The 15,691-nt window shown below is 63.2% G+C and carries 16 protein-coding genes and 1 pseudogene; 8 read left to right on the top strand and 9 right to left on the bottom strand.

All coding sequences use genetic code 11. The features are described from left to right. Window positions 1-897: 897 nt before the first annotated feature. A pseudogene (locus NKI22_RS04770) lies at window positions 898-1,172 on the bottom strand (AtaL-like protein); the annotation flags it as partial. A gap of 35 nt (window positions 1,173-1,207) precedes the next feature. Next, a complete protein-coding gene (locus tag NKI22_RS04765; RefSeq protein ID WP_352814597.1) occupies window positions 1,208-2,071 on the bottom strand; it encodes an SDR family oxidoreductase in 864 nt (287 codons plus the stop codon). Between the two features lie 103 nt (window positions 2,072-2,174). On the opposite strand from NKI22_RS04765, the gene NKI22_RS04760 reads away from it, so the two are divergent. Then, complete coding sequence (locus NKI22_RS04760) at window positions 2,175-3,065, top strand: LysR family transcriptional regulator (protein ID WP_023720038.1); 891 nt, start codon at window positions 2,175-2,177, stop codon at window positions 3,063-3,065. A gap of 595 nt (window positions 3,066-3,660) precedes the next feature. On the opposite strand, the gene NKI22_RS04755 is transcribed toward NKI22_RS04760, so the two are convergent. Continuing rightward, on the bottom strand, window positions 3,661-4,086 hold the full coding sequence (locus tag NKI22_RS04755; protein ID WP_023720037.1) for a hypothetical protein: 426 nt from the start codon (window positions 4,084-4,086) through the stop codon (window positions 3,661-3,663). 371 nt (window positions 4,087-4,457) lie between these two features. Here NKI22_RS04755 and NKI22_RS04750 point away from each other — a divergent pair, with 371 nt between their 5' ends. From NKI22_RS04750 to NKI22_RS04735, 4 genes are all read left to right on the top strand, one after another. Next, window positions 4,458-4,712, top strand: coding sequence for a hypothetical protein (locus tag NKI22_RS04750; protein WP_023720036.1), 255 nt, complete (start codon window positions 4,458-4,460; stop codon window positions 4,710-4,712). A gap of 285 nt (window positions 4,713-4,997) precedes the next feature. Further along, window positions 4,998-5,483, top strand: a complete 486-nt coding sequence (locus NKI22_RS04745; RefSeq protein WP_031194306.1) for a (2Fe-2S)-binding protein — start codon at window positions 4,998-5,000, stop codon at window positions 5,481-5,483. Further along, window positions 5,480-6,469: an FAD binding domain-containing protein gene (locus NKI22_RS04740; protein WP_352958251.1), complete on the top strand. Its 990-nt coding sequence runs from the start codon at window positions 5,480-5,482 to the stop codon at window positions 6,467-6,469. The genes NKI22_RS04745 and NKI22_RS04740 overlap by 4 nt, the downstream gene beginning before the upstream one ends. Further along, a complete protein-coding gene (locus NKI22_RS04735) occupies window positions 6,466-8,688 on the top strand; it encodes a xanthine dehydrogenase family protein molybdopterin-binding subunit (protein WP_352814600.1) in 2,223 nt (740 codons plus the stop codon). The genes NKI22_RS04740 and NKI22_RS04735 overlap by 4 nt, the downstream gene beginning before the upstream one ends. Before the next feature lie 113 nt (window positions 8,689-8,801). On the opposite strand, the gene NKI22_RS04730 is transcribed toward NKI22_RS04735, so the two are convergent. Continuing rightward, window positions 8,802-9,989, bottom strand: a complete 1,188-nt coding sequence (locus NKI22_RS04730) for an amidohydrolase (RefSeq protein WP_352814602.1) — start codon at window positions 9,987-9,989, stop codon at window positions 8,802-8,804. 90 nt (window positions 9,990-10,079) lie between these two features. On the opposite strand from NKI22_RS04730, the gene NKI22_RS04725 reads away from it, so the two are divergent. Both NKI22_RS04725 and NKI22_RS04720 read left to right on the top strand, forming a co-directional pair. Next, window positions 10,080-10,910, top strand: coding sequence for an AraC family transcriptional regulator (locus NKI22_RS04725; RefSeq protein WP_352484227.1), 831 nt, complete (start codon window positions 10,080-10,082; stop codon window positions 10,908-10,910). A 70-nt stretch (window positions 10,911-10,980) separates the two neighbouring features. Next, a complete protein-coding gene (locus NKI22_RS04720) occupies window positions 10,981-11,412 on the top strand; it encodes a cupin domain-containing protein (RefSeq protein ID WP_023720030.1) in 432 nt (143 codons plus the stop codon). A 55-nt stretch (window positions 11,413-11,467) separates the two neighbouring features. Here the strand turns inward: NKI22_RS04720 and NKI22_RS04715 are convergent, their stop codons facing one another. The 4 genes from NKI22_RS04715 to NKI22_RS04700 form a co-directional block, all read right to left on the bottom strand. Further along, window positions 11,468-11,914, bottom strand: a complete 447-nt coding sequence (locus tag NKI22_RS04715) for a nuclear transport factor 2 family protein (RefSeq protein WP_023720029.1) — start codon at window positions 11,912-11,914, stop codon at window positions 11,468-11,470. Window positions 11,915-12,043: 129 nt separating this feature from the next. Next, on the bottom strand, window positions 12,044-12,598 hold the full coding sequence (locus tag NKI22_RS04710) for a nuclear transport factor 2 family protein (RefSeq protein WP_352643195.1): 555 nt from the start codon (window positions 12,596-12,598) through the stop codon (window positions 12,044-12,046). Next, a complete protein-coding gene (locus NKI22_RS04705; protein WP_023720027.1) occupies window positions 12,595-13,578 on the bottom strand; it encodes an alpha/beta hydrolase in 984 nt (327 codons plus the stop codon). The genes NKI22_RS04710 and NKI22_RS04705 overlap by 4 nt, the downstream gene beginning before the upstream one ends. Before the next feature lie 59 nt (window positions 13,579-13,637). Next, window positions 13,638-14,141, bottom strand: coding sequence for a nuclear transport factor 2 family protein (locus NKI22_RS04700; protein ID WP_023720026.1), 504 nt, complete (start codon window positions 14,139-14,141; stop codon window positions 13,638-13,640). A gap of 127 nt (window positions 14,142-14,268) precedes the next feature. Between NKI22_RS04700 and NKI22_RS04695 the strand changes: the two genes are divergently transcribed. Continuing rightward, complete coding sequence (locus NKI22_RS04695; RefSeq protein ID WP_352484223.1) at window positions 14,269-15,177, top strand: LysR family transcriptional regulator; 909 nt, start codon at window positions 14,269-14,271, stop codon at window positions 15,175-15,177. 27 nt (window positions 15,178-15,204) lie between these two features. Here the strand turns inward: NKI22_RS04695 and NKI22_RS04690 are convergent, their stop codons facing one another. Further along, window positions 15,205-15,660, bottom strand: a complete 456-nt coding sequence (locus tag NKI22_RS04690) for a carboxymuconolactone decarboxylase family protein (RefSeq protein ID WP_023720025.1) — start codon at window positions 15,658-15,660, stop codon at window positions 15,205-15,207. Window positions 15,661-15,691 lie beyond the last annotated feature (31 nt).

Here is a 15,691-nt window from a genome sequence, read left to right as displayed (position 1 = left end):
CTGCACCGCGAGCGGATTTGTTCCTGCTAATTACGAAGATCAAGCAGGACCGCGCGCCCCCTCTCGCGGGGCCACAATGAGCAAAATTCCTGGAATGCTGGGGGGGAACGTTAGGCGGATTAGTGAGGCGCGTGGCTGAGAGCTACTCCCGGCCGTCGAAACACACGAACAGGCCAGTGGCGGAAGCTACCTCAAGGATAGCCTCAGTTAGCTCTTCGTCAGATGCCCGCAGATTAGGCGCAGTCACGCGGACTCGTTCTATTGCAGCCTTGATCGAGACAATGTCTCCGCGAGCCGCCCCGTTCAGGAGTGCAGCAATAGCCTGATGTAGAATTGGACTGACACTTTGAACGACACTCATCCGACCATCCCCGAGGGGCACGCCGAAGAGACGACAGTACTCTCTCCCTGACCGACATCAACAGGATGTAAGAACCGTACAATGCTCGGGCCGTAACCGTCAGGAATGTTTGGTAGAAATTTCTGAGCGGGGGATCGGATAACCCGCTCGCGCGAAGACCCCATGCCCCCTTCCGCAGCGTCGACCTTCCGTTCCCGCAACGAACACCCTACTTTCGACTTTGGCGGGATGGACCAGGCCCATGCGAGGCTCGTCGCTACTCGGCTCGCCGTCAGACCAAACAGTGCCCCTCCATTCAATCTTGCGGTTCTTGTCAAGCACAACGAACGTTGACGTTAGACAATGCTTCGGCCACCACCTTGTCAGGCACAACGCTTGAACTGGACAAAGCCGTGAAGCAGTACGTCATCTACACCCGCGTTTTGACGGACTGGCTTTGCGTTTCGTCCGTGCTTATAAAGCAGCTCGCTCACCAGCTGGTTGCAATTGCCGTTGGCGCAACTGATGTGAATGACCCGACCACTAGCTATGAAGGCGATTTCCGCGCCTTCGCGCGGACCGGTCGCCTGGAAGAAGGTGACCTTGCTTCCTGCTCAAGCGTCACGATCTCGCGCAGATCAGTACCGGCGATCATAGCTTCGCGCACGAAGTGGGTCGCGCTCTCCTCCACGTCGCAACGGGTGCAGAGGCCTGCGGGCAGGAACAGGCGGGCGTCGCGCGCCTTGAGTTCCAGGCCCTGCCATATCTGCGCACGGGTCAGCTTGGTCTCGCCTCGGGGATTCACCGGAACGGTAGCGGTCGAGTAAATCATGATATGTCTCCTGGACAGAACGTCGGTGATGGGGCTCAGACGGCAATTGCGGCCGCATAGTCGCGATAGGAGCGCAACGGCCGGCCCAGCAGCGCGGTCAGCCGATCGACATCGCCGGCATCGGGGACCATGCCGTCCGTGAGGAAGCGCTCCGCCATCAGGCGCATGTCGAGGGCCATCCAGCTCGGCATGAACTGCCGCAGGTTCTGCTCGAAGCCGGCGGTGTCGTCGCCGGGATACGCGATATGTCGACCGAGGACGTCCGTCCAGATCGCTGCGACGTCCGTGCCAGTCAGCGTGTCGGGGCCGACCAGGTTGATGCGATTGAGCGGGAGCGGCGCGGCGGCCTGCTCACGGCGGAGGAGTTCGATCGCGGCGATCTCGCCCAGGTCCCGCGCGTCGATCATGGCGATGCCCTTGGCTCCGATCGGCATCGGATAGATGCCGTAGCCGATCACCACGTCCTTGATCGTGATGTCGTTGTCCATGAAGTAGGCGGGCCGCAGGATGGTGGCGTTGAGCCCCATCTGCTCGATCATCCGCTCGACGCCGAACTTGCCCGCAAAATGCGGCACGTTGACGTAGAGGTCGCTGTGGATCACCGACAGGTAGACGATCCGCTCGATGCCGGCCTCGCGGGCAACGGCCAGCGCTACCAGCGCCTGGGTGTATTCGTCGGCCACCACCGCGTTCAGCAGGAAAAGGGTGGAGACGCCGGAGAAGGCCTTGCGTAGGGAATCGACATCGAGCAGGTCGCCCTGCACGACATCTACGCCAGCGGCGAAATTGGCCTTGGAGGGATCGCGAACCAAAGCGCGCACATGGGCGCCACGCTTCACGAGCTGTTCGAGTACGTTGCGGCCGACATTGCCGGTCGCGCCGGTAACGAGAATGGTCATGGGGTTACTCCTGAGTTGAGCCGGATGGCTGCTCAGAAATTAGTGATCCACATTTGTGTCGGTAGGCGTTATATTTGGACACGCCGTCTCATTGGTGGAACATATGGATCTACTTGCCCTTGCCGATTTCAATCTGGTCGCCCGCCACGGGGGCTTCGGTAAGGCCGCCCGCGCTGCCGGGCGCCCGAAGGCAACCTTGTCCCGACGCGTGGCGGAGCTGGAGGCCAGTCTGGATCTACGGCTGTTCGAGCGTGGCGCCCGCGCGTTGAAGCTGACGGAAGAAGGACGTGCGCTTTTCGAGCGCACGGGCCGGTTGCTTTCCGAGCTCGAAGAGACAGCGGCCGCGATCGCCTCAGGCGGCGAAAGGCCGCGAGGCAGGTTGCGGATCAGCGCCCCAGTGCTGTTCTCACAGACCGCGATGGGGAAGATCGCTGCCGGCTTCGCCCTGAAATACCCGGAGGTAAGGCTCGAGGTCACGACCGAAGACCGCGCCGTCGACATGATCGAAGAGGGATTTGACCTGGTGATCCGGGTCAATCCGGATCCGGATGAGAGCCTCGTTGGGCGAGCCTTTCTGCGTGATCGACTGGTGGTCGTGGCAAGTCCTCACCTCGCCCGGCCGGCGGACGGTCTGGCGACCCCGGCCGTCATGCGTTCGACAGCCGATCGAGGGGCTTGGGACGTGAAGACGCCCACTGGCCGGTCAACAATCGCGATCGAGCCGGTCCTTGCGCTGTCGTCACTCATCATGGTCCGGGATGCGGTACGAGCGGGCGTCGGCGCGGCGCGCCTACCTGTGTCGCTGGTGAGCCATGATCTGGCGGACGGAACACTGGTACATTGGGGGGATCTCGATCGACCCGACATCGCCCTGTGGACGCTCTATCCCTCTCGGCGGCTGCTGAGCGCCCGCGTCTCCGCATTCCTCGACCATCTGAAACAGGCCTTTCCCATGGGGACGCCTGACGAGCTGGCCGCCTATATCGGCAAATGACGCGCAGGGAGCTGGTTAACCCAGCTGAGGCCTTATGCGAGGCACAAGGAAAGCAGTTGCCGTGCTTTCTAGGTGGGTGCGTTATCCGAAATATCTTCCGCGAACGCGACATTTTTTAACGGCAACCGGCTCCGCGAACTGTGCCATCGTCACCACTGCTGACGGCCGGCTATGTGTAGGTATTGAGAGCGCCACCGACCGCATTCCCTTCCCTCCTCGTGGACGAAAAGTGTTCGTTCGAATGATGCTTGCGATATTGATAAGGTCAGGCTGGTCGAGAAGTACAGGCCGCCGAAGCGCAAGAAGCCGCTGCGTTGACATGCTGAATTAGCGGACAACAAACAGGTGAATTCAGAGATTCCCGGTGTTGATCTAGACTCCAGGAATGGAAAAGACGTTTGACGATCTTGCCAGCGCGATAAGGCCCCCGCGCAGACGTTTGGGGAGCCATCCGCGTCTTGGCCATCGATCTGGCCGGGAAGCTTCTAATGGGGCCTGCCATCGGCGTTGGCACTGGAATGGCGCTGGCCGGTTAGATCGCTAACCGCAAGATTCCACCCGGGCGCGGATTGCGCCCACGATCGCCAACTTGGCTTTATTCAGCCTTGAGGTTAATCACCCGCATCACGGCGACCACTGTCCCGTTGTTCGTAGCAGCCTCCTTCGTGCTACCCTTGCCGCAGCTCCATACATCGCCTTCCTTGGCTGTGAACTGCATATCCCCGGCCGTGACCTGCAGCTCGCCTTCAGTGACCGTGCAGACCATGTCGTCGGCCATGACATCCCCCAGCGGGCTAGATCCCTTTGGCTGATACACGACGTCTTCCATCGCGATTTTCTTGTACCCCTTGATATGGGAGTCTCGTGTTCCCAGTTCGACGAGCCGAACGCCGGGAAAAATCTCTTTGCCATCAGTCGGACCGTAGGTCTTGGCCGCTGCCGGAGTCGGCAATGCAACCAATAGCGGGGTCGACAACGAGGTGGCACCAAGGGCGAGAGCATTACGTCGATTCATCTTCATAACATTATCCTCCCTGAGTTAGTCCGCCCACAACTGGGCGAACCGGATATTTTACGCGCCCGTGCAGCCAAATAGTCAAAACACAATTGAGCAGGCCCATGCTCCGCCCAGGAAGCTGGTTAACCCAGCTGAGGCCCGCAGCGGGCCAATGTATCGAAAGCGCACTGTCACCGTAATTCTGCGTTCGAAGGGAAACCATCGCTCGATTTCACTCAAATGAAGGAAGACGCTTTACCTGAAAGAGGCTGATAACGCGCCAGAGCCAATCGGCTCGGTGATAATGCGCTTCGGCCAAGATGCCGACCTGAGCTTCGGCCCCAGCGTCGGTAGATCGACCGCGGCTTAGGCCGGCGCTTGGGGGAGGAAATTCGATGAGATTGGCCATCGTGTGCGCGGCAATTGTGATTGCCGGATCCACCGCCGCCGTTGCGCACGAGAAAAAGGTGGTAGCCAGAAAAGGGACAACGCAACTCTGTGCCGATTTGTCAGGCACGATCAAGAAAAAGAAGAAGACAGAGGTGGATTACCGTTCAACCGGAACTGTCTCCGGCGCAATCCCCAAAGACAAGTTTGAGCCGCGCCTAGGCTACGAAACGGTTAACCCTGGCATCATATCAATCTTTTAGCTCGTTGATTGCGTGTTTCGCTAACTTGAATGCAGCACAGGTGGCCAGCAGGATACACAGGCGGCCACGAAGGCGAGCGCCGGTATTGAACTACGGTGACGGTGCACTTTTTGCGGCGTGGCATTCTCAGCCCATCCCGTGCGGGGTCCCAAACGTTTTTCGCCTTCCGTGACCGGCAGTGCCTTTCCCCCGAAATCGACCGCCCTATTTCGCCTCGACAGGTGGGCGGCTGATTGCTGGACGAGTCCCTGCGACTAGGACGGCATGTGCTTCGAGGTACCCCCAATGGACTTCCACGATCGGCACCTACTGCGGTTGCGGGTGAACGGCGAGGACCACAGCCTTTCCGATCTCGATCCCCGCGTCACGCTGCTCGACCTGTTGCGCGAGCGGCTTCATCTGACCGGAACGAAAAAGGGATGCAATTTCGGCGAGTGCGGCGCCTGCACCGTGCATCTCGACGGACGGCGTGTGAATGCCTGCATGATACTGGCCGTGTCCGCCGAGGGACGCGAGGTCACGACGATCGAGGGCCTGGCGGACGGCGATGCGCTTCATCCCGTGCAGCAGGCGTTCATCGATCATGATGGTTTCCAGTGCGGATTCTGCACGCCCGGGCAGGTGATGTCGGCGGCGGCGCTGATCGAGGAGGGACATACCGGCTCCGACGCCGAGATCCGCGAATGGATGAGCGGCAATCTGTGCCGCTGCTCGGCCTATCCGCAAATCGTCGAGGCGGTGCGCGCAGCGGCTGGGAGGGCGAGCCAATGACCCCATTCGTCTATGCGCGCGCCGATAGCCTGGGCGAAACGATCGCGGCCGGAGCGGCGCCGGACAGCGCTTTTCTCGCCGGCGGCACCGAATTGCTCAACTGGCTGCGCCTTGGCATTGCCGGGCCGGCGCGGATCATCGATATCTCCCGCCTCGACGGGCTGGATCAGATCGAGGCACTGCCCGGCGGCGGCTTGAGGATCGGCGCGCTGACGCATCTCAACGACGTCGCGCAGCACGAGTTGGTCATGCGCGACTATCCGGTGTTGAGCCAGGCGATCCTCAACGCGGCGTCGCCGCAACTGAGAAACCTCGCAACGATAGGCGGCAATCTGCTGCAGAAGACGCGCTGTGCCTATTTCCGTGCCGAAGAGCAGTTGCCGTGCAACAAACGTCGGCTCGGCTCCGGTTGCTCGGCATTGCATGGCATCAACGACAATCACGCGATATTCGGCTGGACCGAGGATTGCATCGCCACCCAGCCATCCGACCCGGCGGTGGCACTGGCAGCACTTGATGCAGTCATCGTCACCGCGCACCGCAGCGGCGGCCGGCGCATTCCGGCAGCCGAATTCCACCTGCTTCCCGACACGCGGCCCGAGGCAGACAATGTGTTGCAGCAAGGCGAACTGATCACGGCAATCGAGCTGCCGGCACCGGCGCCGCGATCGGCTTACCTCAAGGTGCGCGAGCGCGAATCCTACGAATATGCCATCGTCTCCGCCGCCGTAGTGCTGGAGATGGACGGCCAAACCATCCGTCGGGCTGCCGTGGCGCTGGGGTCCGTCGCGCTGCGGCCCTGGCGGCTGAGCGCCGCCGAGGAGCAGCTCGCCGGTGCCGAAATCGGCGATCGCGAGGCATTGAGCACCGCTATCGAGCAATCCTTCGCCGAAGCGCGTCCCTTGTCGCAGAACGCCTACAAGATCGAACTGGCCAAGACCGCCGCTTTGCGGGCGATCGAAAGAGCAGCGAGGGTGCCGTCATGATGATCAGCCAGCCTGTTGCCCGCCCTGACGGCGGCGTCAAGGTTACCGGCCGCGCCCGCTATGCGGCCGACTATTTTGCCCCCGACCTGCTCTATGCAGTGCTGGTGACCGCGCCCGTTCCCGCCGGCCGCGTGACGTCGATCATGGTCGACGACGCGCTCGCCGAGGAAGGCGTCGTGCGCGTGCTCACGCATGAGGACATGCCCAAATTCGGCCGGTTCGCATCGCCAAGGGCCGAGCCGGATACGCAGACGCAGCAAGCCGAAGGTCCGCCGGCGGCGCAGAGCTTCATGCCCATGCAGAGCGACGAGATACGTCACGAGGGCCAACCGCTCGCCATTGTGCTGGGCGAGACGCTGGAGGCGGCGGAGGCCGGCGCCCGCCGCGTCGCGTTGCGCTACGAGTTCGCCGAGCCGGAATTGCCGGCACCCCCCGAATGGACCGCAATCGACAAGGCTGCGGTCGTGCCGAGGGAGAGCGGCTTTCTGTTCCTGGAGCCGACGTTTACGAAGGGCGAGGTCGACCGCGGGCTTAGCAACGCAGCCGCCATGGTCGAAGCCGTCTACCTGCAGCCGTCGCGCCATCACAACGCCATGGAGCCCTCGGCGACGCTCGCCGAGTGGAACGACGGAGAGCTGACGCTGCACGACGCCACGCAGCACGTCTACGGTGTCCGCCAGGTGGTTGCCGCCCGCATGACTGTCCCGGCGGAGAAGGTCCGCGTGATTTCCCGCCATACCGGCGGCGGCTTCGGCGGCAAGGGCTGGATCTGGCCGCATCAGGTGCTGGCCGCCGCCGCGGCGCGCATCATGCAGCGCCCGGTCAGGCTGGCGCTCAGCCGCGCCAATGCCTATTCCTGTCTCGGCTATCAGCCGCGCATGGCACAGAAGATCGCGCTGGCGGCGGACAAGTCGGGCAAGCTGACCGCCGTGCAACAGGACGTGGTCAACCTGACCACCGTCACCGACGATTTCGTCGAGTTCGCCACCGAAGCCTCGAAGGGTCTCTACGCCACGCCGGCCATGCGTCTCAGCCAGCGCGTCGAGCGCGCGAACGTCGCCATGCCGACGGCGCTGCGCGCGCCGGTCGAGGGTCCCGGCACCTGGGCCCTCGAAAGCGCGATGGACGAGCTCGCCCACCGCCTCGGCATCGATCCGCTCGACCTGCGTCTGATCAACCATGCGGACACGGATCCGGCCACCGGCCAGCCCTGGTCGTCGAAGAAGCTGCGCGAGGCCTATGAGGAAGGCGCCCGCCTGTTCGGCTGGCGCGAGCGCCCGCGCAAGCCGCAACGCGATGGCGATTGGCTGATCGGCTACGGCATGGCGACCTGTAGCATGGGCTGTTTCCGCCACCCGACGCCTGCAGCCGAGGTCAGGTTGCACAGGGACAGCACGGTGCTCATCCGCGCCGGCACCCAGGATATAGGGACCGGAACACTCACCATCTTTCCGCAGATCGCAGCCGATGTCCTGGGCCTGCCGATGGAGAGGATCGAGTTGGAAATGGGCGATACACAGCTGCCGGAGGCGGGTCCGACCTATGGCTCATCGTCGACCATGGGGGTGGGCGCGGCGGTGCTCGCAGCCGCCGAAGATGCACGTTCGCAGCTTGCCCGTCTTGCCAATCTGCCGCCCGACGAGGTCGAGATGCAAGACGGCCATATTCGCCGCAAAGGCGCTGCCGGCGGTCAGACGATCGCCGACGTGATGAGTCATACCGACATCGGCGAGATCATCGGCTCCGGCTCGTTCGATCCGGCGCAGCATGGCAAAGGCCTCGCCATGCGCACTTTCGGCGCGATTTTCATGGAGGTCGGCGTCGATCCGGGGCTCGGCCTGCTCAGGCTTCGTCGCGCCGTCGGCAGCTACAGCGCCGGCCGCATCGTCAATCCCCGCACCGCACGCAGCCAGATGACGGGCGGCATCATCTGGGGCTGGGGCATGGCGGCGATGGAGCAGAGCAGGCACGAACCGGTGCTCGGGCGGTTCCTGTCGAAGAACCTTTCAGGGGTTGCCATTCCGGTCAACGCCGACATTCCCGGCGACATCATTATCCACTTCGTCGACGAGGTGGACGAGCATGCCAGCCCGATTGGCGGCAAGGGCATCGGCGAGCTCGGCGCCACCGGCGTTGCCGCAGCGGTTGCCAATGCCGTCTTCGACGCTACAGGCAAGCGGATCCGGGAGCTGCCGATCACGCCGGAAAAACTGCTGTAGAAGGACTAGGCCCGCTATTGCCCTGCGATAGCGGGTCTCTGACGTAGTCGATTATCTCCTCTGCAAAGCTTGCCGAGACTTGGGAAATACCTGCCGCCCCCAGACCGACGTCTTCATTTCAGCTCAGATACTTTGCCGGCAAGCGTCTGCTCGACGAGGTTGACGTAGTAGCGCATCACCGTCGGCACGATCTCGTCGTTGAAGACGTAGCGGTCGCCGTGCAGGCCTTCGCCCGGGCCGACCTCGCCGGCACCGATCCACGCATAGCAGCCGCTCGCCTCACGGATCATGAAAGCGAAATCCTCGCAGCCGAGACTGGGACTGAACTCGGTCATGACATTCTCCCGGCCGACGACGGATGCCGCCGCCTCGACGGCGCGGGCCGTCGCGTCCGCGGTGTTGATCAGTGGCGGATAGCCCTTCCGGTAGTCGAACCTTGCCTTGAGCGAATGCGCGGCGGCGATGCCTTGTGCGATCTCGCCGATCAGCCTCTCGCAATGGTCGGAAAGACCGGGCTCGGAGAAGCGGCAGGTGCCTTGCAGCCAGACCTTGCCCGGCACGATGTTGCCGACATTGCCGCCATGGATCTGCGTGATGCTGACGACAAGCGCGCTCTGCGGGTCGACCGTGCGGCTGACGATGCGCTGGACGGCTTGCACGAAGGCGCCCGCTGCCAGGATCGGGTCATCGCCGAGCTGCGGCATCGCGGCATGCGCGCCAAGACCCTCGAAAGTCAGCTCGAAATTGTCGACGGCCGCCATCTGCGCACCAGCACGGGCCGCGATCGTCCCCAGCCTGACGCCCGGCCAGTTGTGGACCGCATAGACCGCCTCGACCGGAAAGCGCCTGAACAGGCCGTCCTCGATCATGCGCATGCTGCCGCCTTCGTTTTCCTCGGCCGGCTGGAAGATGAAAGTGACGGTGCCGTCGAAGGTGCGCGACTCGCTGAGCAATTTGGCAGCGCCGAGCAGCATGGCGGTGTGGCCGTCATGGCCGCAGGCATGCATCACGCCCTCTCTCCTCGAAGCATAGAGCAAGCCGGTTTTCTCCAGCACCGGAAGCGCGTCGAGCTCGGCGCGAAGGCCGATGGCGCGTGTGCCGCCACCGCTGCGCAGGACACCGACGACCCCGGTGCCGCCGATCCCTTCATGCACCTCGTCGAGGCCGAAGGAGCGCAGTTTCTCTGCAACGAAACGCGCCGTTTCGTATTCATTGAATCCGAGCTCCGGATTGGCATGGATATGGTGCCGCCAGCCTATGACCTCTGGTGTCAGCGCGGCGATGGGGTCATTATGCAACATGATACCTCCTCTCACACCGGCAATGGGCGGCGTGGCTTGATCCTGCTGCCATAGAAGGCCCGACGAAAAGCGTCTTGAACCGGATTGACTATGGCAAAGACAAACCAAGCGGCGGAGACCGGGAAATACTGGCGCCATCCGTGCTTCCCCGACCTTGGCCTGTTCGAAGCGCGCTTCACCCGGCACCGCTACGACTTGCACACACACCCGACCTATGTGATCGCCCTGATCACCTCCGGCTGCGAGCGGATTCGCATCGGCCGTCAAAGCGTTCTCGCCCCGGCAGGCGCCATTGCCGTCGTCAATCCAGAGGAGTGGCATGACGGCGAACGCGGGGCGGACGAAGGCTGGGCCTACCGGACGTTTTATCCCTCGGTGCCGCTGATGACCGCACTTGCCCGCGAACTCGGCTGGCACGGCGCTCCGGTGTTTTCGCGCGCGACTATCGAAGACAACAATCTCGCCGCAGCGTTGACGGCCGCACACCAGGGCTCGACATCCCCAGACACAATGACGGCCGAGACGTCCCTGCTCGTGGCGCTGCGACGGCTGATCGTTCGGCATGGCGACTCGAGCGGACAGGCCGAGGAGGTCGAAAGCTCCGGATCGCAGCGGAGGTTTTCGCTCTATCGCGACCTTGTCGAAAGCGAGCTCGGCTCGCAGCTCGACCTCAAGCGGCTTGCCGGTGCGGGTGGCGTGACCCGGTTCCAGGTCATCCGCGACTTCAACAAGGCGATCGGCCTGACGCCGGTGGCCTATATCCGCGACCGGCGATTGCGCCGGGCGAGCGCGCTGATCGAACAGGGATTTGGCCTCGCCGACGCCGCTATCGCGGCAGGTTTCGCCGACCAGAGCCATCTCTCCCGTACGTTCCGGGCCATGCATGGCATGACGCCGGGCATGTTTAGAAGAGCTGGATAAGGCGCTCCTCAACAGACAAGCTTGCGCGCCAATGCGTGCTGCGCAATGCTGACGCAGCTCGGGGGGAATCATGCGAATAATCTTGGCGCCGACGCTGCTGCTCGCGGCTGCACTGTTTGCAAACAACGCCCAGGCGCTGGACGCCAGCGGGACGCCGGTTGTCGTGACCCCGCTTGCCTCTCGCACCGAGACTGCGTCCGGCCAGCCGATCACGCTGCCGCAGAAGAACGTGCAGGTCCTGGTCTCGGCCTATCAGATCGCGCCGGGCGCCACTTTGCCGGTCCACAAGCATCCGTTTCCGCGCTATGCCTATGTCGAGGCCGGCACGCTTCAGGTCACCAACGTCGAAACCGGCAAGAGCAACACCTATAAATCAGGTGATTTCATCATCGAGATGATCGGGCAGTGGCATCAGGCCACCAATGTCGGCGCCGATCCGGTCAAGCTGCTGGTCATCGACCAGGTCGAAGAAGGCACCAAGAACACCGTGTTGCGCCAGTAGCTGCCACGTCTGAAAACAGCGTCCGTGGCGGATCCAGCACAGCGCGTAACAGACGTCAGAACGTGAACCCCTCCGGCAAATTGTGATTCCAATAGCCTTCCTCGACAAGTTCACTTATGCGCCAGCCCTCGGACGTGCGTATGACGCGGTCGCGATACCAGAGCCCTTGGAAGAAGACCTGCCTTTTGCCTTCGCCGAGGTCGACCACCATCGGGCATGAACAATGCACGCGCGCGCTGGCCTCATCCCCTCGGAGATCAAGAAGGATTGTTGAAATGGCGTGCTGCGAGATCAATATCTTCGATAGGGCGCCTTTCATATAAGCAACATGCTCATCCACACCGCTCCTGATTCCACCTGTTACAGTGTCGTCAAGCACGGCGTCGGGCGTGAATATTTTCCGATAGGCTTCCCAGTCGCGATCGTCCACAGCGTAGCAATAGCGAGCAAGCAGCTGTTCGATCTCAAGCCGATCGGAAACCTCCTGCAGTGAAAGGGTCATGTCCTGTCTCCGCGGTTGGCGGCACTAATGCCGCATGCGCCAAGCCTGCCCCGACATTCGATCAATATTCACGTTGCCGTTGCTCCGAGCAACCTCGCCGCGCGACTGGGCATGCGCAAATCCGAACACTCATTTGGCCTCCGCCTTCACCCGGTCGGCAGCGGCGGTCAAAAGGGCGCGATCTCCCTCTTCGTACAAGCGGCGGATGGAGATTGCCTTGACGCGCCAACCTTCCGACGTCCGCACCAGCCGGTGTAGATAGCTGCCGCCGACCGTCCAGAACCGGGAACCGATCCAGTGGGTCGCGCGGACATGGCTGCGTGCAACCGCATGCTTATCCGCGCCTTCGACAATGACGTTGGTGATGAGGTGCTGGGTGGCGTCGAAGCCCGGCAGCAGCGCTTGCCATTGGGCGATCAGGGAGTCGCGGCCGCTGGTCGTGACCTCGCCGCCGAAGAGGCTGGTATAGTCGGTCGTGACACGGGCCGCGAAATAGGATTTGACCCGGTTCCATTCACGCAGATCGGCATAGAGGCCGATCCCGGCAACTGCCTCGGCGATCACGATCCTGTCTTCGACCGTCAGCGCATCTCCCGGAGCGCTCGAGGCGGGCGCCGAGATGGCGGAAATCATCGCGGCTGAAACCGCCGAGGCCAAGACATACCGGCGGGTGACGAGGCTCATTGTCCCGCCTCCCCTGCACCGCCCAGCGTTGCGCGGAAGTGCGCGGCGACGGCATCGCTCGCCGCCTTCACCGGCGCGGCACGATCGTAGAAATCGAACTGGGTGACATTGTCTAGCCACATCTCCTGCCTGGAACTGGTCAGCCGCGCGTAGAACTTGTGCGCGCCCTGCGGAATGGCAGCCGCCTCGCTATGCACCATCAGAAAAGGCTGGTGCAGGCGCGGAGCAGCCTGGATTGCATCGAACCTCAACCAGCCGCGCCAGAAGGCGGGATCGGCCTCGTTGCGCCAGGCCGGGAGCATGCCGCGATCGGGTTCGGTGTAGTAAGGCACCTTGAACATGACCGCGCGCTCGTCGGTCAAGCTAGCAGCGGGCAGGAATGCCTGTTTGCCGGTGCGGCGATATTCCGCCTCGGCCGCATCGCTCGCGGCCTCGAGCCTGGCGACACCGTCCCCGCCGCCATAGGTCTGCTCGACCCCTTCGGCATCCTGCAACCAGGGCGCAACGAGGGCGACCGACTTGATCGCGACGTTTTCGGCCGCAGCGGTGACCATGTAGCCGGAGCTGGCGCAAATGCCGAGCCCGCCGATGCGGTCCTGATCGGTCTCGGGCCGGGTCGCGAGATAGGCGACCGCCGCTTCGATGTCGGCGATCTTGGCGTTAGGATCCTCGTACTGGCGGCGCACGCCGCCGCTTTCGCCCCAGCCGCGAAAATCGAAGGTCAAGGCGATGAAACCGCGGTCGGCCATCTCGCGGGCATAGCGGGCCGGCATCTGTTCCTTTACCGTCATCCAGGCGCCGGTCACGACCAGCGCGGGCCGAAGTTTCGCCGCGTCCAGATCCTCCGGCAGATAGAGCTCGCCGACGATCTGCTCACCGTTCGAGGCGAAAGCGACGCGCTCGATGCGCGGTGCGGCGAAGGCATTGGAGGCGGCGAGCGCCACGGCGGTTGCTGCAGCAAGTGTCAGGGTTTTAAGCATCGCAAGTCTCCTTTGGCTTGGAGTGAGAAGCGCGGCGCGTTGCAAGAAAGACCGCCGTCTCAGCGCTCGCCAGCCAGTCGGCCGGGCAATGGCTTCAGCGGGTAATGCGCCCAGTAAAAGGCGTCCGACTGATACATGTCGGTCAAAAAATTCTGTGCCTCGGCGATCTTGCCGCCCTTGATGCGGAACATCAGCGCATAGAGCTGGTCGATCTCGGGACCTGAGCCGACATTCGACCAGCCGCGATGGACATCGACGACGAGGTCGCCCTGCGCCTGGAAGAAGATCGGCTCGGCCTTGAACTTGCCATCGGCCAGGCCGCGGAAAAAGGCGACCACCTCGTCCGGCCCGCGCTTGTCGCCGGCGAGCGGATGATGACCGGGAATGCGCCACACGATGTCGGGCGCGAGGAAGGGCCGCACGGCCTCAGGATTGCCGGTCGCGTAAGCTGCGTAGTAGTCCTTGATGAGCTGGATGTTGCTGTCCTCCAGCGGCCCGGCATTCGCCGGGGCGGCAGACACCGCCAGAAGAGCGCCGGCGGCGAGTGAAGCGAGCCTGGTCATCGGTCCTGTCTCCTTGCCCGTTCGGGCCCTCGCAACAGCGAGGCCCGTTCGTCGAGCCCAACATGACGCCTTTTGTTCACCGGAAAAACCAGTAGAGTTCGACAGGGCTATTTGGAAAAACCTTACAATGCGCCTCGACCAATTCAGCGGCATCGTCGCCTTCGTAAAAGTTGCGGAGGCCAGGAGCTTCACCCGCGCCGCCGCCGAGCTCGGCGTCGCTCCGGCCTCGTTGAGCGAGGCGGTCAAAGGACTTGAGGAGCGCCTGGGGGTGCGGCTGCTCAACCGCACGACCCGCAGCGTTGGCTTGACCGAAGCTGGCGCCCAATACCTCGACCATGTGCGCCCGGCAGCCGAAGACATCTGGGCGGCTGGTGCGGCGCTGCGCGAGACCCGCGATCGTCCTGCCGGCACGCTGCGCCTCAGCCTGCCCTGGATCGCCGCCCCGCTGCTGATCGAGCCACTGATGCGGCCGTTCATGGATGCTTATCCAGAAGTGCGGCTCAATCTGATCTTCGACGACAGCTTCGTCGACATCGCCGCCGAGGGGTTCGATGCCGGCCTGCGCATCGGCGAGCTTCTCGAGAAAGATATGATCGGCGCGCGCCTGGGCGGGCCCCTGCAGATGGTCGTGGTGGGCAGCCCGGACTATCTGGCGCGCAACGGCACGCCGAAGCGGCCGGCCGACCTCGCCGCCCATCGCTGCATCGCATTCGCCCTCACCCGCACCCGCGCGATCTCGCCCTGGGAGTTCACCGTGGATGAACGCGAAGTCGCTTTCACACCGGACGCATGTCTGGTCGTGAACACGCTTCCGCTGTGCATTACTGCTGCCGCGCAAGGGCTTGGCCTCGCCTTCGCGGTCGAGGGGCTCGCCGCGCCGCTTCTTGCCTCAGGCGCGCTGGTCAAGGTGCTGGAGCCTTTCTGTCCCGCTTACGAGCCGCTCCACCTCTATTATCCCAGCCGCCGCCTGGTACCGCCGAAGCTGCGGGCCTTCATCGACTTCGTGCGCGCGAATTCTCACAAGCTGCGGATCTGATGTGGCTTTGCGAGAACCCGGCCCCGTTCAGCCCCAGGCGCCGACCATCTGTCTGGTGGTTGCGTTGAGACGGTTGAACGCATTGATCAGGGCAATCTGGACGACCAGTGCGGCAAGCGCCTTTTCGTCATAGTGCCGGGCGGCTTCATCCCAGACCGCATCCGGCACCGGGTCTGGCCGGTCGGCTAACCGGGTCGCCGCCTCGGTCAGCGCCAGCGCGGCGCGCTCGGCGTCGGTGAAGTAAGGTGTTTCCCGCCAGGCCGACACGGTGAAGACGCGCTCATCCTTTTCACCGGCCTTCTTCAATTCGCGTGCATGCATATCGATACAGACACTGCATCCGTTGATCTGGCTGGCGCGCAAATGGACGAGCTTGCGCGTCACATAGGACAGATCGGCCGTTTCCGTCGACTTGTCCAGCGCGAGCAGCGCCTGCAGAGCGCCAGGAATGAGCATCACCGGGTTTTTCAATCGTGCTTGCATAGTGGTCTCCTTCGGGCGTGTTTTCTCAAGC

The sequence above is a fragment of the Mesorhizobium sp. M0778 genome (assembly GCF_040320105.1).
GTDB lineage: Bacteria > Pseudomonadota > Alphaproteobacteria > Rhizobiales > Rhizobiaceae > Mesorhizobium.
Note: the sequence above shows the minus strand (reverse complement) of the source record. Positions and strands in the feature narration are given on the sequence as shown.